Raw genomic sequence first — 18,959 nt, 5'->3', positions numbered from 1 at the left:
CACGCTAAATTCTTCATTAATGCTTTTGTTTTATTCGATACATTTTCTTTTCTGATGATGTATAAATAGCACATGATTTTTTTGCATGTATTTTTTGTTAATTCCACAAATAAAATGGCTAACAAGAAATTTATTACATTTTTAACTCTAGCAGCAATTGCAGCGCTTTCAGTTCTATATTTTAATGAATCACAAATTAATTCTTCACATTATTCAGAATATGAAAGTATAGAGGTTGCAGATTATAAAATGCTAGCTTTAGCGTCCTACGAGGTTGAAGAATTACTAGCCGAGTCAGCCATGAACGCTGAAGCGATTGCAAAATTTCTTAATGGAAATTTACCAACGACAACACCTTCAGGCAACACTGGTATTCCAGCCTTATTGTCACAAACTGGAGCCTTTTCCGATTTGGTTGCGTTAACTCCAAGCCTTGGGCTCATTCCTTATGATATGATTGAACCGTTTTGGTCTGATGGAGCTGACAAAAAAAGATGGATGGCTGTACCAAATGATGGCTCATACAATACTGCTGACGAGCAAATTACATTTTCAAATGATGAAGCTTGGGACTTCCCAAGAGGCTCAGTCCTAATTAAACATTTTGAAGTTGGTGGACAACGTCTTGAAACACGATTTGAAGTTAAAGGTGACGATGACATATATTACTATTTAACGTATAAGTGGAATATAGCCCAAACAGATGCAACACTATTAAATGCTGCTGTTGATGAAGATGTCGTTGTTAATGGAGTTACCCAATCTTGGCATTACCCAAGTAGAACCGAGTGTGTTTCTTGTCACTTCCCTCAAAATGGTAGTGTTCTAGGACCAAAAACAAGAAACCTTAATAAGTCTATCCTTTATCCTAGTACTGGAATTACAATGAACCAACTAGTGAATTTTAGTGAGCTCGGACTCATAACTGAAGCGATTACCAATGGCAATGTAAGTACCTATTCAGCCGTAGCTGCAAAAGACGATTTAAGCGCTTCTATTGAAGATAGAGCTAGATCTTATATTGATGTGAACTGTGGAAGTTGTCACAACCCAACAGTCGATAATATAGCTATGTTTGACGCTCGTTTTACAACGCCATTAGGAAATCAAAATATTATTTATGGTGATGTTGTATATGATGAAGGTTTGAGCGATCCGAAAGTTATTATTCCGCAGGATGTTGCAAATTCAATGGCTCATTTTAGAATGAATTCTACACAAACTGGTATTGAAATGCCACCAATAGCAAAAGATGTTGTAGATACAGCTGGTGTTCAATTAATTCAAGATTGGATTAATAGCCTTACACCTACGACGTCTTCTCCACCAATAGCTTTGTTTTCAGCGTCTACAGTAAATGGCTCAGCACCTTTAAGTGTTGATTTTGATGCGTCAGCTTCAACAGATGCTGATGGCGACACACTAACGTATTCTTGGGATTTTGGAGATGGTAACACAGCTTCAGGTGTTACGACTAGTCATGTATATACGAGTTCGGCTGAGTTTACAGCAACATTAATTGTTAGTGATGGATTACAATCTGACCAAGCTACAACTACAATTGCAGTAAATAATACTAACCCTGGAGGAAATATAGTAGGCTTTACAGATGGAACTGCTCTTCTAGGTCAAGACAACTTTAGTGGATTGCCTATGGGAGTCATCGATATGAATGGCGATGGAAAAGATGATATTGTACAGTTTAATAATGCTAGAACGCTTCGTATCCAATATCAAAATGGAGCTGGACAACTATTTACAAGCTTTGAACACGGTAATGTAAGTAACCAAAACCAATGGGGTACTGCTATTGCTGACTTTGATCATAATGGATACAATGATATTATGGCTGGTGGAGCTTATGATAACTTGAAAATTATTAAGAATAATAATGGTAACAACTCATACTCGCAGTCTAATCTATTTAATTCAAATATATTCTTACAAGGTGCCAATTTTGCAGATATAAATAACGATGGTTGGGCTGATATTTTTGCTTGTCATGACGATGCAGAAGCACGAGCATTTCAAAATAATCAGGATGGAACACTCTTATTCAATGAGAATTTAATAAGCACTGAAACGACTCCAAGTAGTGACAATTCTGGAAATTATGCAAGCATGTGGATTGATTATGATAATGATGGTGATCTTGATCTTTATATTTCTAAATGTAGAGGTGGTGCAACCAGTAGTACTGATCCGCGCCGTATTAACATGTTATGGCAAAATGATGGTGATAATAATTTTATTGAAGTTGCTGAACAAGCTAATCTTAAAATAGGAGCTCAAAGCTGGTTATCTGATTTCGGTGATATTGATAATGATGGTGATTTAGATGCCATTATAATAAACCACTATGAAGGTCCTAATTTAATGAGAAATAATGGTGACGGAACCTTTACCGAAATCACTTCGGGAAGTGGGCTTTTACCAACTCTAGATTCACAAAATATTACTGGAATTCAAGGTTTCTTTAAAGATTTAAATAATGACGGATATATAGATTTAATGGTATCAGGAACCGATAGTCACTTCCTTTTCTATAATAATGGAGATGGTACTTTTCAGAATGCAATAAATCCGTTTAACTCCGATCAAATTCATTCGTTCTCTGTTGGAGATATCAATCACGATGGTTTCTTAGATATTTATGCTGGATATGCTAACGGATTCAATTCACCAACTACAATAAAAGATAGAATTTGGCTAAATCAAGGGAACTCAAACAACTTTCTTAATATTCAATTAGAAGGAACAGTCAGTAATATAAATGGTATTGGAGCCCGAGTGGAATTACATGGTACTTGGGGTATACAAATAAGAGATGTAAAATCAGGTGAAGGATATGGTTTGGTAAATTCGTTTACACAACACTATGGAATTGGAGTAAGCTCTCAAGTAGAAAAAGTAGTTGTTCGCTGGCCTTCAGGTATTGTTGATGAAATTATGAATCCGGCAATTAATCAATTCTTACAGATTATTGAAAGCCAACCAACGCCAACATGTACTGATGGTATTCAAAATGGTGATGAAACTGGAGTTGATTGCGGTGGGTCGTGTCCAGATGCTTGCCCAGTAACGCCGACATGTACTGATGGCATTCAAAATGGTGATGAAACTGGAATTGATTGTGGTGGGTCGTGTCCAGATGTTTGCCCATGTACAGAAAACGTGATCGTGATTTCTATTACATTTGACGACTATCCACAAGAAACAAGCTGGTCAATTCAAGACAACTCTGGCGCTATTGTAGCTTCCGGCGGAACTTATGCTGATCAAGCAGATGGCTCTACGATAAATATTGAAGAATGCCTTGCTGATGGTTGTTATGACTTTATCATTAATGATACTTACGGAGATGGTATTTGCTGTGGATATGGCAATGGATCATTTACTGTAACAGCTAATGGAACAACAGTTGCTTCCGGTGGGAGCTTTTTAGGCTCTGACACCACTAATTTCTGCGTAAATCCAATAGCTTATACCTTTAATAATAACGTTTGGTCTCCGAGTGACCCTAATAACGTCGCTAGTAATAACGATACTATTGTAGTCGAAGCTGGTGAAGCTGTAATTTCTATGAATACTGCAATTGATGTTATAACAGTTGAAGCTGGTGCAGCTTTAACTGTAAATACAGGCGTTACGTTATCAGCAAATACAACGACTTTAAAATCAACATCTCAATTGTATTCAAGTTTAATTCTTGATGGATCTGTTACAGGTACAATTAACTACGAGCGCCATGTTAATATTAATGGTTCTGGTGAGACTGGAAGTAATGACTTAATTTCAGCGCCTTTAACTGGTCAAGAATTTGATGATTTTGTGTTAGCAAACCCTAATATTTTAAACAATGGCAACTTATATTTATTTGGTCCTTTTGATAAAGTCACGGGTGATTACTTAACTTATGCTGGTTCTTCCACAACAGCATTAGATGCAGGTATTGGATATAGAGCTGCATCAAGTGACAATGACACCTTTACTTTTACAGGAACTGCTAATAATGATATTGTTACTTATAATATCACTAATTCTGGACCAACGGAAGCTGAATGGAATCTAGTTGGTAATCCATATCCTTCCTATTTAAACGTTCAGGCTTTCCTTAATCATGAAGTGAGTACAGGTCTTAAAAATATTAATTTAATGAATACTAGTACTGCTGCTATATATGGATATGATGGTAATGTACTAGATGGATGGATTATTTACAATTTAGCTACTACAACACCTTCGACACTTATTGCTCCAGGTCAAGGATTCTTTGTTAGTGCTGACCCAACTCATGTACCGCTTTACGATTTAGAGTTTACTCCAACAATGAGAGCTACTGGAACAAGTGATGATTTTATTATAGGACGTTCCCAAAATGGAACTAGTTCAGTATTAAGCAAATTGATATTATCAAACAATACTAAGACTTATAGTACAGATATTTATTTTATTGAAGGGACTACAAAAGGTTTAGATAAAGGATATGATGCAAGTGCTTATGGAGGTGTGTCAGGTGATTTTTCAATATTTACAAATCTTGTTGAAGATAATCAAGGTTTAGATATTGCAATTCAATCGTTGCCATATAATGATTTCAATGATGTTGTAATTCCGTTAGGAGTAAAAGCACAAGAAGGAACAGTTTTAACAATTAGTTTAGGAGATGACTCTACGTTACCAACTAATGTGAATGTATATCTTGAAGATACGTTATTAAAGACATTAACCCTTTTAAATGATTCTGATTATGTGTTTACTCCAAATACAAATTTTGCGGGAACTGGTCGTTTCTTTTTAAGGTATTCTAATGAAAACATAACGACACTAATTTCTGGGTTAGATGACATTTTAATTTATTCATATAATTCTAGTAGTGAAATTATTATAAAAGGTCAATTATTAGAACATAGCACTGTGAATATTTATGATATCCATGGTAGATTGGTAATTAATCAAACTCTTGATAATTCAAACCTTATAAATACTGTTAATGCTAATGTTTTAAGTAGCGGAGTTTACATCGTGCAATTATCAAATGGAAGTGCTTATAAAACAAAAAAAATGGTGATTAATTAGATTATTTATTAAAACCATTTAGTTTTGAACGCTTTTTAGGTGCCATAAACAAAGTAACAGCTTCTAATACTGCTACACTAAAAAATGAAAGCAACGGAAATACAAAACCTAAAGAAAAGCATGTGTTTTTAAACAATATAATAGTTACATTCAAATAGATTTAGATGCAATCTTGTTTATTGAAGCTTCAGGAAATTATACTAAAGTTATTACTACTAAAAGTAACATAACCATCCGCGAAAAAATATCTGATACCATACAATTGCTTTCAGATCATGATTTTCTTCAAGTACATAAATCGTTTGCAGTTGCCAAAAAGCATATCAATAGTATTGTAGGAAACAGAGTTTATATTCAAGATCACATTGTGCCAATAGGAAAATTATATAAAGCAAATATCAATCAACTTTTCAAATAAATTTGAATGGATTATTACCATTTTAAATTCTTTTTAAAATCCAATTAGAAATTTCTTTCAAAGCAGTTGGAGAAAATGTTTGCTCAATTTTTCTATATTCATCCAACTTTCCTGTTTCACATTCCTGAAAAAAGTGATTTAAATTTTCTAATTCAATAATCTTATAATCTTTATTACCTCCTTTGATTAATGCATTTCTTATGCCTTCTTGATTTATTTTTGCATTTACCTGGGAATCTTTACTTCCGTTTAATGACAATACCGGAATTTGTAATTTCTCAATTTCATCAGCAGGATTGTATTGTAAAAAATAACGTGACCAAGGTTGTAAACTTGTTTTTAACTGACTATATATAAACAAGTTAACCTTTTCTTCTGGCACATTTAAAGACATTAAAATTGGTCTTATAAAATTATTATAATGTGTTGTTAATTCATTTTTAATTTCTGTTTCACTTTTATTTGAAGTAACAATTGCAATCGCCTTTCTTGTGTTTTTTTCATAAGTTACTTCATCTTTAACAGGAAATTGTCTTAAAGTTTTAGATTGCATTACAGATAATTCTGCTCCAGATATTCCTGTAGAAGCTAACAATACCATAAAAGCAACATCTTTAGAATTGTTTGCAGCTAAAGGTGCAATAATACCACCTTCACTATGACCAATTAAACCAATGTTTTTTATGTCTACATCATTTCTAGTTTTTAAATAAGTGATTGCACTTAATACATCTTTAGAAAAATCTTCTGTTGTTGCATTTCCAAAATCACCAGTAGATTCTCCTTGACCACGATCATCAAAACGTAATACTCCAATGCCTTGTCTTGTTAAATGGTCTGCCAACACTAAAAATGGTTTATGTCCCATAAAACTTTCATCTCTATCTTGTGGGCCACTTCCACTAATTAAAATTGCAACAGGAAATTTCCCATTTTCACTAGGTAATGTTAATGTACCTGCTAATGATATTTTTGCTTTTGCATTTTCAAAAACTACTTCTTCTTCATAATAAGGGTATGGTTTTACAGGCTCTTGAGGTCTTCTTGACTCTTCAATTTTCACAGACCCTTTTTTTAAATTTAAAACCATTTCAATTCCGCCTTCTTTATACGTTCCTTCAAATTGTTGCGTTTCATTATTAAAAATGCCTTCATAGTACATTCCAACATTAGAACCATCGATTGTTAGCTTTCCATTTGCAAAAGTTGTAGTTGAAGGTTTTATACCAGAAACTCTAAAAGTGGGTACACTCATAGTAGTTAAATAGGTAGCATTCTCTTGTTTTATGTTAAAAACGAATGTGATTTCTTTATCTCCACGTTTGGTTTTTCCGCTCCAATTTCCTGAGATCTCTTGAGAAAATATGTTTACTATGGATAGTATAAATATAATTATAAGTGCTGCTACTGTTTTCATTTTAGGCTGTTTTTTAGCTGACCGAAAGTTATTCGGCATTTTAATTTTAAATAAATAATGTGATTCTTTGTGTTTCTTTTACTGCTAATTATAGCAAGTTTCCAGTTGCTTTAGCTTGATCATCCTTACGACGACCAATAAACGCGCCAATGAACAACCCTATACAAATCCCTACGGAAAGTCCCATGGATTTATCAAAACGCTGACCTATAAGAACTCCAAAAACAACTCCAAATAATATTCCTAAGCTCACACTCATGTTAGTATAGTAATCTTTGGAAGTCAAGGGAAATGTTTCCTTTAAATAGCTTTCAAATTTACTTAGTGCTTTTTTGAAGAATTTTTTTCTGTTATCAGGATTTGATTTCAAATTTAAATTACTCAATTCCGTTTCTAAAGATTGAATTTCATCTGTTGTAAAGGTTCTATCTTTCAATGCAGTTAGAATATAAATAAATTTCTCATAAACCTTAACTTCAGATTTTTTAGTTGTATTATTTTTTAAATTTTCAAAAAAGTTATTTGCTTCTTGTAGTGTCATAATGATTAATGTTTTCTTGGTTAGTGGCAGAAGACAAAAAATATTACATGCAAAAGTTATTTTTTTTGAATTAATTTAAAAATCAAGTATTTATAAGGTTTAAAGATGTTTTAATTTCTTAAACTTTCTATATCAGTCATCATTTCTTCTAGTTTTTTAAACACTCTTCCATATACTAGGTTTAAATCCCATTTATAAATACGACCTCCAAAATACGCCAGTAAAACTAAAATAAATAATGCGATAACGATTCCTATTAATGGGATTCCAAATACTAAATAAATATCAGGAAACCCAACAAGAATTTCACCTACAAGTCTTTCGCCCAAAGGCATGCCTTCTGCATCTTTAAACCAAAAACCAAAAACCATTGAAATAAATATTATTGGATACAAAAATCTGGATATTTTTATATTGATTGCTATCTGCTTTTTTATCCACTCATTAAATGATTTTAAATATTGATAACTACTTGCTCCTTTATCTATTTTATCTAAACCATTTAATAACTGCTTATTAATAAACACAAGTACTGAAAGCGAAACAAAAAACATTATACCTGTAATTGGTATGCCAACAAAGAAAGAGACAATTAAAAAGATACATGAGAATGCTATAATGGCAATCAAATTTATTTTAAACATTCTTTTAAATTTATCAATAATATGAATTGATTTTTGGTTGTAAAGGTTGTTTATTTTTGGAGCTACTAATGCGTCACTCTTAAGAAAACCCTCTTTCCAAATGCTTTCAATTGATCTTTCCATCTAATATTTTTTTTAATCTATTTTTAATTCTTTTAACACGTACACCAATATTATTAGGATTAGTTCCAATAATTTCAGCAATTTCCTTTTGCGATTTTTCTTCTAAATACAACATAATAATTGCTCTATCAATTTCTGATAGTTTTCTAATAGCATCATATAATAAATTTAGTGATTCGTCTGAAAACGCGTAGTTATCTTCGGTTTCTTCAACAGTTATAGAATCAGACACAAAATATTGAACATTGTTTTTCTTTTTCTTAAGTAAGGTCAAACAAACGTTTAATGAAATACGATACACCCAAGTACTCCATTGCAATTCTTCACGAAAATTGTCTTTACTCCTCCAGATTTGCAAGCACACTTCTTGATAATAATCTTCAAAATCTTGTTGCGAGTTGGTATAAGCTCGGCATAATTTGATGATTATTCCTGAAAATGGTAAAATAGATGCTTTATAAAAATCGCTACTCAATAGTGTTGTTTTTATTGGTTAGTGGCGTAAATGAAAAATTATTACACTATAGCTTTAAAATATATGAAAAAAATTGAGTTTGAGTCAATATTTACTTCAAACTATTCTTGCTTCTTAAATTCATTTAAACATGTCCTAACAAATCATGCCACAGAGATTTTACTTCACTCTTTTACATTGTAGCATAAAAAATGTACCATTAACATTACAGAAATACCATTTGGAGTAACTTTTTCAATAAACTGTAACAACTTTCGCTTTTAATCAAAGCTCGAGTGACATCTTGAAAAACATTTTAAAACAAAAAGGAGAATAATTAATAAACTACTCTCCTTTTCAAACTACTAACCAATCAAATCAATTATTTATATTCCATATCAATAATTCCAACTACTTCATAAGCTCTGGCACCATTTATTTGTACTTTTTCATATAATATATTTGCATACTCATAATAGGTTAACCCGTCAATAATTACTTTTTCATAATCATCAGGAAGCTCGTAAACAATCGTTCCTATTTCTGGATCTACAACTTCATATTCGTTATTAACTTGAACATAAAAAACACCTTGCGCATTGTAGTAATTAAACGTATTAAACCTAACCCTTGTATACTGTGTTGGCAATACATGAACTCTAAAACCAACCTTTGGTGCTATTACGATATATCGACCTCTAGATTGTGTATAATATTTATTATTTGAATAATAATAATTCTGACCTCTATGAGTAATAACCGTTCTATTAGGAAGGGTTCTTACAGAAACTACTTTCCTTTTTGGTGTTTTATAAGTTACTCTAGTATTAGGTATTCGCTTCGTGGCACTACTTTTTGTGGTTTCAACTTTAGCTGTATTAGTTCTTGTCGTTTTTACGGTTCTATTAGTTGTAGTCGTTCGACGTGTTTGTGCTGTAACTTGCGAAATAATGGCTACCATAAATAAACTTGGTAAGACAAATGCTTTTATATAGGCTTTCATAATTTTAAAATTTAAATGATTAAACATCCTTCATATCGTATCTATAAATTAAGACACCATTTTCTTTTTATAGTTTAAAGGTATTTCAATAAAGAGTTGAAAAAAACAGAAATAGACGAGTGCTTATTTTTAATCTACGATTACGATTATTTTATAGACAACACTTTTATTCAGAAATGAAAGGGAGTTCATTAATAGCCATTATATAAAAAAGGTGTACTACTATAAGTACACCTTCTTTTTAACAAATTCAATTAGGTTGTTGTATGACGCTTTAATTATCTTAAATAGCTTTTACAGGACAACCAATAGCTTTCGTAAAATTAGGTTCTGGCTGTTTTCCATTTTCTAAAGCATGTATCGCATTTTCTACAAAGTTAACCTTAGCGTCTTCTGAAGACCTAGCATTATCATCAATAGTTCCTATGTATTGAACCTTTCTTTCACTATCTAATAAAAAGACATGAGGTGTTCTTACTGCACCATATTTTGGAAATACCTCTTTGTTTTCATCTGCTAAATACACAAACGGGAATTCTTTTTCTTTTGCTCTTTTTTGCATAGCAGCAAAGCTTTCTCTTTCATTACCTTTACTAACATTAGGATTAATAGCAATTACTGAATACCCTTTAGAAGCATATTCATTATGAAGTGCAATTAAACGGTCTTCATATAGTTTAGAAAACGGACATTCATTACAGGTGAAAACGACAATGTATCCTTTTGCATCTTTTATATTGGTTAAAGAAAAAAATGTGCCATCTACATTTTTTAGTTTGAAATCGGTTGCAACTTCTCCAATTTTATAACCTCCAATTTCTTCTAAAGTTTTAGTTTGCTCTGGACTGTGACCACCTTTTGGAGGTCCTTTACGCTCACCGTTTGGAGGTGGTCCTTTTCTCTCTTGGGCATTAGCTGTAGTTGTTATTAACAAACCGCTTAATAAGATCATAGCTGCGAATATTACATTGTTTTTTTTCATTGTTATTTGTTATTTGTTATTTATTGTAGTATTAATTTCATTTTTTAAATCTGTAATATTATTAAAAGTACGTTCATGAAAAGAACGGTTTTTACTGTTGAATATAATAGTAAATGGTATGGCACCAGACCAATTTGGATCGATCTTGTCTATCCAACTGTTAGAATCTGGGTCGTCTAAAAGAATTACTTTTGAGGTGATTCCTTTTTTCTTTAAAAACGGTTTTAGTTTAGTTTCAACATCTTCAGGAAAATCTAGACTGACCAGTGTGACTTTTACATTCGGATTGTTTCTTTGATATTCCTGAAACACGGGTAATTCTTTAACACATGGCGCACACCACATCGCCCAAAAATTAACAATCTGAATGTCCTCAGATTCAGCATATAACAAAGGTTCTAAAGCATCAAAATTTAGAATAGGAATATCAGTATCATTAGAGGTGTAATATTCTATTTCTATATTGCTCGAGGTTACAAAACCAAGACATAAAACTGACATTATTAATAGAATTCGCTTATGCATTTTATATCTTACTTTTATCATAGTCTTAAGACTACAAGTTTAATTGTTTTAAATTTTAAATACTTAAGCTTGACTTTCTTTTGCTTCAATTTTTAGTAGTCATCTTAAAATCAGAATTTAAATGTATTTGAATGAAGTCTTCTGAAAAAGACAAATAGACGTTTAACTATTTTCCGTCTATAAATAGAATGATTTTATAGATAGGCAAATAAGCATCTTAAGAGTTAAGTGAGTTATTATTAATAAATGCTAAAAACTTAGGTTTATATTGCTCTGAAACCGTAATACGTTGTTCGTTGATAATGATCTGACTACGTTCAATAATATCAATATTGTTTAATGATACAATAAACGAACGATGCACACGCATAAATTGTGTTTCAGGCAATTCTTCTTCCAGAGATTTTAAACTCATCAGTGTTAAAATAGGCTTCGGATTGTTCTTCAACCAGATCTTAATATAATCCTTTAAGCCTTCAAAATACAAGACATCAGCTAATTTAATGCGCAATTGTTTATATTCAGATTTTACAAAAAGGAATTCCTTTTCTTCAGAGACGATACTTTGTTTTTTTCCTTTTACCAATTCAAACCAAGTGTTTGCTTTATTTGCTGCGGAAAGGAACTCTGCATAATCAAAAGGTTTTAAAAGGTAATCTAATGCTTCTACCTTAAAGCCTTCCAAAGCATACTGATCAAAAGCTGTGGTAAAAATAACACGTGTTTCTTTTGGTAGCATTTTAGAAAATTCTATACCTGTCAAGTCTGGCATCTGGATGTCTAAAAACAGTAAATCTACAGGTTCGGTTTTTAAAAATTCCATCGCTTCAATCGCATTACTGCACTTCTTTTTAAGCTCTAAAAATGGTGTCTTTTCTACATAGCTTTCTACTAAATTAAGCGCCATTGGCTCATCATCTACAATAACACAAGTAATTTTTAAGTTGCTCATAATCTAGTTGGTTTGAATTTCTAAAGTTGCCACAAAACGATCATCTCTTACAAGGGTTTTAAAACTATTTTTATTTGGATACAATAATTGTAAACGCTTTTCAATATTTGGAAGCCCAATACCTGAACCACTTTTATCGTCAGTCTTTTTAGGTAAGTTATCATTCTCAATAGTTAATAGAACGGTAGTTCCATCAACTCTCATTACTATGTGTATTTCGCTTAATTTGCTTGCCGAAACACCATGTTTAAATGCATTTTCAATCAATGAAATAAATAGCAAAGGTGCAATACGAATTCCAGTGTCTTCAGAAGGAAACTGATAAATAACCTTAGTTTTATCTGAAACTCTCAACTTCATTAACTCGATATACTTTTTCATAAAATCGATTTCTTTAGATAATGGTACCGATTCTTCATTCGTTTCATACAGCATATATCTCATCAACTTACTCAAACTATGAATGGACGTTTTAGCTTGATCTGGTGAAATATCGACCAAGGCATAAATATTATTTAAGGAATTAAAAAAGAAATGCGGCTGCAACTGATAGTGTAAATGTTGTAACTCGGACTGTAATTTAAAATTAATGGCTTCTTTTCGTTCCGCTTCCGTTTTTACCAAACGTTTTGTGCTTTTTATGGCAATTGAAAATAATAAAGGTGCCAGATAGGATAAGGTCTGCACATAAATAAAAATTTTAAATGGTGGTCCAGTAGCACTATCTCGATTGGCGCGTTTTAGTGCTAATTCTGAAAAAAAAGTAGTTTCAATTAATTCTTTCAATAATAAGAATGAAACAATAATCGCAACATTTATAATCATAAATGCAACCATCTTTTTGGGAAAGAGAAACCTATCTATCAGTACAAAATAATTAAGGTAAAATAGTACTGCTGAAAATACTAATGGAATCCAAAAATGGGCAATCATTCTATTAATGTCTTGCTCTTGTCCATAAGATAACAAGTAAGGCATACTGAACAGTACTAGCCATACTAGTAAATGTGATAGGACTGTTATGTTTTTATTTTTATACATCATATGTTATTCGTAACGTAACGCTGTTATTGGGTCTAATGCTGATGCTTTTCTTGCAGGATACCATCCAAAAAAGATACCAGTTACTGCACATACAGCAAATGAAATCACAATGGAATAAACAGCAACACTTGTAGGCCAATTTAAGAATTTTTCTATAAAATAAGTGGAACTAAGACCAAGGATTACTCCTAGCACACCTCCTGTTATACTAATTAATATGGCTTCTATTAAAAACTGCATTAATATATCTGAACCTTTTCCTCCTACAGCCATACGTAAACCGATTTCTTTGGTACGTTCTTTTACCGAAACATACATGATGTTCATGATACCAATTCCTCCAATTAATAACGATATACTTGCCACTGCTACTAACAGTATTGTTAACATTTCACTAGTAGAACTAAACGTAGAAATCAACTCTTCCATAGAACGGACTGTAAAATCATCGTCTTCATAATCCATTAATTTGTGCTGAGAACGTAAAAGATTTATCACTTGTGTTAACGCTTCAGGCGCATCGTCTTCACTTATTGCCGAAGCTATAATTTGATTTAAGTGATCTATAGCCAAAATACGTTTTTGTACTGTGGTATAAGGAGCAATCACCACATCATCTTGATCTTGTCCGAAAGTATTTTCACCTTTTTCTTCTAATACACCAATCACTTTAAAGGGAATGTTATTAAAACGAATCATTTGCCCAACAGGTTCTTCTCCATTTGGAAAGACATTTTCAACAACGGTCTGACCGATGACTGCAACTTTTGATGCCGATTTTACCTCAGCATCAGTAAACATACTTCCGCTTTGTAAATCGACGACTTTAATATTTAAATACTCAGGGTTGACACCATAAATAGTACTTGGCCAGTTATTTGAGCCATTAATGATTTGGCCTCCACCATTAACCATTGGTGTGATATAACTCAATAACGTTGCTTGTTCTTTTATTACTTCATAATCTTTGAGTGTTAAGGTTTGTACATCACCTCCACTTCCTCTTGCTGGACCTCTATCATCTGCTCCTGGTCTAATGGTAATCATATTAGAACCCATTGCAGAAATAGTTGTACGAATACTTTCTTTAGAGCCTTCACCTATGGCTAACATCGCTATTACAGAAGCCACTCCAATGATAATACCCAGCATCGTAAGCAAGGTTCTTGTTTTATTAAGAACGATAGCTTTTGTTGCGATTTTAAATAAATTTAATAGTCTCATAATTAATCGTCTTGTTGCGGTAGTTTTGCTAGCTCTTCAGCTGCAGAAAGCACCTTATGATTTTTATAATCTTGCATAATATTCCCATCTTTCAACACAATTGTTCTGCTGCTAAATGCGGCAATATCGGGTTCGTGTGTAACAAAAGTGATGGTAATACCTTGTTTATTTAACTCTTGAAACAAGGACATGATCTCATATGAGGTTCTTGTATCTAAGTTTCCCGTCGCTTCATCAGCTAGTATCATTACCGGATTGTTTACTAACGATCTTGCAATAGCAACACGTTGTTGTTGTCCTCCCGAAAGCTGCGAAGGTGTATGATGCAATCTATCCCCTAAACCAACCATCTCTAGGGCTTTAATTGCTCGTTCCCTTCGCGCTTCAGAAGTTACTCTGCTATTATATAATAAGGGTAATTCTACATTCTCAATAGCAGATGTTCTTGCTAGTAAATTATAGGATTGAAAAATAAATCCAATCTTTTCATTTCTTATCGTTGCGAGTTCGTTTTTACTTAAATTTTTTACGCTCACATTATCAATTTCATAAGTCCCAGAAGTTGGCTGATCTAAGCAACCCAAAATATTTAACATGGTACTTTTTCCAGATCCACTGGATCCCATAATGGTTACAAACTCTCCTTCCTTTATGCTAAATGAAATCCCTCGCAACGCATGAACCGTTTCGGTTCCCATTGTAAACTCTCTCTTTAGATCCTTTATTTTTATAGTGTCTTTACTCATGGTCTTTATCCTTTTTTCTTTCCTCCAGGTCGTTGTGGCATAAACGGGCTTTCATTTGATTCTGCTGGTGAACCTGCTTCCGATTTAGAAACCCCTTTTAAACTGTATACTAAGGCATCTCCTTTAGACAAGCCACTTAAAATTTGAACGTTTACACCATCACTCGCACCAAGTGTTACTGTTTTTGGTGTGATACTTTTGTTGTCCTCAAGTATCCAAAGTGTAGTTTCTTCTTTTGAACGTTTATTGGTACTTTCTGTCAATTGATGTTGTAAATTATAAGTTGCTAAAGTTTCTCTATCTGGCTTAAAATTAATGGCTTTTGCTTCTACCGTAAGCACATCATTTAATTCTAATGTATAAATAGAAATGGTTGCTGTCAATCCTGGCTTTAGTTTTAAATCTTCATTCTCTGCTTTAATTACAACAGTGTAAGTCACTACATTTGAAGTCACTGTAGGATCTAAGCGCACTTGTGTCACTACACCATTAAATGTTTCTCCTATATAGGCATCTACAGTAAACTCTACCCGTTGGCCTTCTTTTACTTGTCCAATATCTGCTTCATCAACATCTGCTTCTACTTGCATTTCTTTTAAATCCTGTGCTATTGTAAATAAGGTTGGTGTACTATAACTTGCAGCAACAGTTTGACCTTCATCTATATCACGAGATAAAACAACACCATCTATTGGCGAATAAATATTGGCATACTCTAAATTAGTTCTAGCCGATTGCAAATCTGATAAACGCTGAGTAACCGTTCCTTTTGCCGTTTCGTAATTAAATTGCGCATCATCAAAATCCGACTTACTGATCACTTGATTATCGTACAACGTTTGCTGTCTTTCAAAAATGGTTTTCATATAATTTCTCTGACTTACAGCATTGTCATAAGCCGCTTGTGCTTGTGTTTTAGAAGCATTTAGATTTGTTTTATCAAGCTCCGCTATAAGTTGCCCTTGTTTAACCTCGCTATTATAATCCACATAAATTTTCTTTACAACTCCCGAAACTTGTGTACCCACTTCTACTTGTGTGATAGGCTCAATGGTTCCTGTAGCAGTAACCATAGTGGTGACATTTGCTTTTTTGACCGCAACGGTTTTAGCTTCTATTACAATAGCATCGTCTCCTTTTAATAAGGCATATGCTATAATTGCAAGTACAACGAGTAAAAGGCTACCTATGATGATGTTTTTTTTAGTTTTCATAACTGTGTTGATTAAAGTTTAATATCATTTCCTTGATAAAATTGTAATAATTGATGGTATAATACATTCAAGTATTTGGCTTGTAAATAGTTTTGCTGTGCATTGGTATACGTGTTTTGATTAATCACCAAATCTGTGGTACTTAAATCACCTAACTCATACTTTTTTTGTGCTAGATTATAAGATTGTTCTGCAGCATCTTTAGAGGCTTCTGAAGCAATTAATTGCTCTTGTGCAGATAATGCATTTTGATAAGCGGTCTCTACTTTTCTATAGATGTCTTTTTTGGTAGCTAACTGAGAAATTTCTGCCTTTTCAATGTTTATTTGTGCTGTTTGTACGACTGCCTTCGTCTGGTTTCTATTAAAAATTGGAATGTTTAACGACAAACCTATACGTTGATTAAAATTCACATTAAACTGATCTGTAAAATTGTTATCATTCACACTGGTATAACCAGAACCAAGACTACTCGTCAATGATAAAGTTGGCAAATAAGCACCTTTAGCTATTTCTAAATCTTTTTCACTCGCTTCGACTTCTAATCTACTTGCATTTATTTCTGGTAAAATACCTAGAGCTTTATTGTAAATAGTTGTTTTATCAATTTCAAGACTCACATAATCAAAGTCAGCATCTAAATCTTGAATCTCAATATTTTGAGTTGGGTTTAACTCTAATAATTGTTTAAGTGCTATTATGTATTGTTGATATATATTTTTTGAAGTTATAACAGCATATTTATTTGTTGCTGCCTGACTTTGAGCTTCAGTATAATCGCTCAACGCAATTGAACCTGCATCCAATCTTGCTTTTGCTCGTGCGACTTCTTTTTCTGAAGCGATCATATTGTTTTCAGCAATTGCAATACCTTCTTTAGCATGTAATATTTGTAAGTAGTTTTCTAGAATACTAATAATAATATTATTCTTCGCTGCTTCTTCTAAAAAAACACTCTGATTCAGTAATAATTCATTCTGTTCTATTTGATTATTAAGTTGATACCCTTGAAACAAGGTCAGAGAACTATTTAAACTCACATTGGTACTATAAATCTGCTCAGTAACATAATCACTTGTAAAAGGATCTACAGAGTTTCCATTTGTAAAAAATTGTGTGGCTGAACCATAAAGGTTTGGAAGTCTAGAAGATTTGGCTTTACCATAATCAACAATTGCCTGTACTTTATTTAAAGACGCATCTTTAATCGTAATATTATGCTCTAAGGCATATTCAAGACAATCATTTAATGTCCAAATTTTGGAAGTAACTAAACTGGTCTCTTGTCCTAAAACAAACTGACTAGCCAACAGTAGTACGATGATAAAAAAACGTTTCATTTATTGAGTGTTTTTAATTTAACACTTCAAAAGTGAAACAATAGACAATCTTATTAAACTGTAATAGATGTTTAATAAGATTGTCTATACTAAAGGAGGAATTATATCGATGAAGTTTTTATTATTTTAATCAAATTTCATCTATTTTTTAGATTCACATGCATTCGCGTAAGACACCAAACCTAGAATATCAAAAAAGCTACCAATATCGCTTTTCATTAGAGATACAATTGTATGTTGTGCCAATAACATTCTATCAACAGGTTTATGTTCCTTGAGCAGCATATTTTCAATCATAGCTTTTGCTTCATCTTTACTTTGAGCATAATAGATGGATAAAACTGATATGGCATTCTCTTCGGCTGTAACGGCTCTATATTTTGGCGCATAGCCTAATTGTTTAATCATTTGTTCTGCCAATAACCAGGTTGACCATGGATTTTGACCAGTGATTAAATTTTGGTCCTGACTTACATTTTCTAAATACATGATGCCTTCATTAAAATTTGCACCTTGTGCTATGATTTCATCTTGTAGCAGAAATGGAAAAATAGATTTTGCATCTGAAATTAAAAGCAGTTCTTCTTCATTTGTAAATGCACTTATGGTTTTATTTTCTAAAAGTGATTTACCATTATCTAAAGTAACATTTACTAAAGCTGCTGGCCCATGACATACTGCACCTATCACTTTATTTGATTGATAGTAATTTTTAACAATAGCTTGTATGTCTGTATTATTCGGAAAATCAAACATCGCACCTTTTCCACCAACAAAATAAATGGCTTGATAATTATCTGCAATGACATCTTTTATAGGTATAGTGTGTGCTATTTTTTCTTGTGCAATAGAATCGTTTAAGAACGCAAAATCAAAAACACTCATGTCATCATCATCAATTACTACTGGTGGCTGTCCTCCTAACGGACTTGCCACATCGACTTCAAATCCATTCGCCTCAAACACATAATAAGCACGTGATAACTCAGTTAATTCATAGCCTGTTTTTTTATCACTTGCTCCCATAGTATCAGTACTTGTAACTACTGCTAAAATTTTGCCTCTTGTTGGTATAATATTTTCAGATAAATATGGCAAGTCATTAACAACAGTTGTTTCTGCTGCTTCATTTATTGGTGGTAATAAACTCACAAACCAAACTACAAAGCATACGACAATAACAATTATACTAATTAATGACACTCCTATCCATTTAAGGATTTTAAATTTTTTAAACATACTATTTCATTTTA

Annotated in this window: 16 protein-coding genes; 2 read left to right on the top strand and 14 right to left on the bottom strand. The window is 32.5% G+C overall.

Annotated features, from left to right (window positions below; genetic code table 11):
- The first annotated feature begins 114 nt into the window (after positions 1-114).
- Both MUN68_RS06640 and MUN68_RS06635 read left to right on the top strand, forming a co-directional pair.
- On the top strand, positions 115-5,079 hold the full coding sequence (locus tag MUN68_RS06640; RefSeq protein ID WP_249994174.1) for an FG-GAP-like repeat-containing protein: 4,965 nt from the start codon (positions 115-117) through the stop codon (positions 5,077-5,079).
- A 172-nt stretch (positions 5,080-5,251) separates the two neighbouring features.
- A complete protein-coding gene (locus MUN68_RS06635; RefSeq protein WP_249994172.1) occupies positions 5,252-5,497 on the top strand; it encodes a LytTR family DNA-binding domain-containing protein in 246 nt (81 codons plus the stop codon).
- 22 nt (positions 5,498-5,519) lie between these two features.
- Here MUN68_RS06635 and MUN68_RS06630 read toward each other — a convergent pair whose 3' ends face one another.
- From MUN68_RS06630 to MUN68_RS06565, 14 genes are all read right to left on the bottom strand, one after another.
- Positions 5,520-6,914 carry an alpha/beta hydrolase family protein gene (locus MUN68_RS06630; RefSeq protein WP_249994169.1) on the bottom strand — a complete coding sequence of 465 codons (1,395 nt, stop codon included), beginning with the start codon at positions 6,912-6,914 and terminating at the stop codon, positions 5,520-5,522.
- An 88-nt stretch (positions 6,915-7,002) separates the two neighbouring features.
- A complete protein-coding gene (locus MUN68_RS06625; RefSeq protein WP_249994167.1) occupies positions 7,003-7,455 on the bottom strand; it encodes a hypothetical protein in 453 nt (150 codons plus the stop codon).
- A 110-nt stretch (positions 7,456-7,565) separates the two neighbouring features.
- Complete coding sequence (locus MUN68_RS06620) at positions 7,566-8,222, bottom strand: hypothetical protein (protein WP_249994166.1); 657 nt, start codon at positions 8,220-8,222, stop codon at positions 7,566-7,568.
- Positions 8,206-8,697 (bottom strand): RNA polymerase sigma factor, encoded by a 492-nt coding sequence (locus MUN68_RS06615; protein ID WP_249994164.1) that lies wholly within the window; start codon positions 8,695-8,697, stop codon positions 8,206-8,208. Before MUN68_RS06615 ends, MUN68_RS06620 begins: the two co-directional genes overlap by 17 nt.
- 361 nt (positions 8,698-9,058) lie before the next feature.
- Positions 9,059-9,679, bottom strand: a complete 621-nt coding sequence (locus tag MUN68_RS06610) for a DUF6515 family protein (protein ID WP_249994162.1) — start codon at positions 9,677-9,679, stop codon at positions 9,059-9,061.
- A gap of 283 nt (positions 9,680-9,962) precedes the next feature.
- Positions 9,963-10,661 carry a thioredoxin family protein gene (locus MUN68_RS06605; protein WP_249994160.1) on the bottom strand — a complete coding sequence of 233 codons (699 nt, stop codon included), beginning with the start codon at positions 10,659-10,661 and terminating at the stop codon, positions 9,963-9,965.
- A gap of 9 nt (positions 10,662-10,670) precedes the next feature.
- Positions 10,671-11,207 (bottom strand): TlpA disulfide reductase family protein, encoded by a 537-nt coding sequence (locus tag MUN68_RS06600; protein WP_249994158.1) that lies wholly within the window; start codon positions 11,205-11,207, stop codon positions 10,671-10,673.
- A 196-nt stretch (positions 11,208-11,403) separates the two neighbouring features.
- Positions 11,404-12,138, bottom strand: a complete 735-nt coding sequence (locus MUN68_RS06595; protein ID WP_249994156.1) for a LytR/AlgR family response regulator transcription factor — start codon at positions 12,136-12,138, stop codon at positions 11,404-11,406.
- 3 nt (positions 12,139-12,141) lie between these two features.
- The gene (locus MUN68_RS06590; protein WP_272792416.1) at positions 12,142-13,116 is read right to left on the bottom strand and encodes a sensor histidine kinase; all 975 of its coding nucleotides are present in this window, start codon (positions 13,114-13,116) and stop codon (positions 12,142-12,144) included.
- Between the two features lie 69 nt (positions 13,117-13,185).
- Positions 13,186-14,406, bottom strand: coding sequence for an ABC transporter permease (locus MUN68_RS06585; protein ID WP_249994154.1), 1,221 nt, complete (start codon positions 14,404-14,406; stop codon positions 13,186-13,188).
- Positions 14,407-14,408: 2 nt separating this feature from the next.
- Entirely contained in the window at positions 14,409-15,152 is a 744-nt protein-coding gene (locus MUN68_RS06580; protein WP_249994153.1) for an ABC transporter ATP-binding protein, read from the bottom strand.
- A 5-nt stretch (positions 15,153-15,157) separates the two neighbouring features.
- On the bottom strand, positions 15,158-16,366 hold the full coding sequence (locus MUN68_RS06575) for an efflux RND transporter periplasmic adaptor subunit (RefSeq protein WP_249994152.1): 1,209 nt from the start codon (positions 16,364-16,366) through the stop codon (positions 15,158-15,160).
- A gap of 11 nt (positions 16,367-16,377) precedes the next feature.
- Positions 16,378-17,706, bottom strand: coding sequence for a TolC family protein (locus MUN68_RS06570; protein WP_249994151.1), 1,329 nt, complete (start codon positions 17,704-17,706; stop codon positions 16,378-16,380).
- Positions 17,707-17,847: 141 nt separating this feature from the next.
- Complete coding sequence (locus MUN68_RS06565) at positions 17,848-18,945, bottom strand: type 1 glutamine amidotransferase domain-containing protein (protein WP_249994150.1); 1,098 nt, start codon at positions 18,943-18,945, stop codon at positions 17,848-17,850.
- Between the last annotated feature and the right edge of the window lie 14 nt (positions 18,946-18,959).

The organism is Psychroserpens ponticola (genome assembly GCF_023556315.2).
GTDB classification, from domain to species: Bacteria; Bacteroidota; Bacteroidia; order Flavobacteriales; family Flavobacteriaceae; genus Psychroserpens; species Psychroserpens ponticola.
Note: the sequence above shows the minus strand (reverse complement) of the source record. Positions and strands in the feature narration are given on the sequence as shown.

Bases quoted from the DNA above. Each gene is read 5' to 3' on its own strand.
- MUN68_RS06640 (WP_249994174.1), top strand. From the start codon at position 115: ATGGCTAACAAGAAATTTATTACATTTTTAACTCTAGCAGCAATTGCA.
- MUN68_RS06630 (WP_249994169.1), bottom strand. From the start codon at position 6,914: ATGAAAACAGTAGCAGCACTTATAATTATATTTATACTATCCATAGTA.
- MUN68_RS06625 (WP_249994167.1), bottom strand. From the start codon at position 7,455: ATGACACTACAAGAAGCAAATAACTTTTTTGAAAATTTAAAAAATAAT.
- MUN68_RS06620 (WP_249994166.1), bottom strand. From the start codon at position 8,222: ATGGAAAGATCAATTGAAAGCATTTGGAAAGAGGGTTTTCTTAAGAGT.
- MUN68_RS06610 (WP_249994162.1), bottom strand. From the start codon at position 9,679: ATGAAAGCCTATATAAAAGCATTTGTCTTACCAAGTTTATTTATGGTA.
- MUN68_RS06605 (WP_249994160.1), bottom strand. From the start codon at position 10,661: ATGAAAAAAAACAATGTAATATTCGCAGCTATGATCTTATTAAGCGGT.
- MUN68_RS06600 (WP_249994158.1), bottom strand. From the start codon at position 11,207: ATGATAAAAGTAAGATATAAAATGCATAAGCGAATTCTATTAATAATG.
- MUN68_RS06595 (WP_249994156.1), bottom strand. From the start codon at position 12,138: ATGAGCAACTTAAAAATTACTTGTGTTATTGTAGATGATGAGCCAATG.
- MUN68_RS06590 (WP_272792416.1), bottom strand. From the start codon at position 13,116: ATGCCTTACTTGTTATCTTATGGACAAGAGCAAGACATTAATAGAATG.
- MUN68_RS06585 (WP_249994154.1), bottom strand. From the start codon at position 14,406: ATGAGACTATTAAATTTATTTAAAATCGCAACAAAAGCTATCGTTCTT.
- MUN68_RS06580 (WP_249994153.1), bottom strand. From the start codon at position 15,152: ATGAGTAAAGACACTATAAAAATAAAGGATCTAAAGAGAGAGTTTACA.
- MUN68_RS06575 (WP_249994152.1), bottom strand. From the start codon at position 16,366: ATGAAAACTAAAAAAAACATCATCATAGGTAGCCTTTTACTCGTTGTA.
- MUN68_RS06570 (WP_249994151.1), bottom strand. From the start codon at position 17,706: ATGAAACGTTTTTTTATCATCGTACTACTGTTGGCTAGTCAGTTTGTT.
- MUN68_RS06565 (WP_249994150.1), bottom strand. From the start codon at position 18,945: ATGTTTAAAAAATTTAAAATCCTTAAATGGATAGGAGTGTCATTAATT.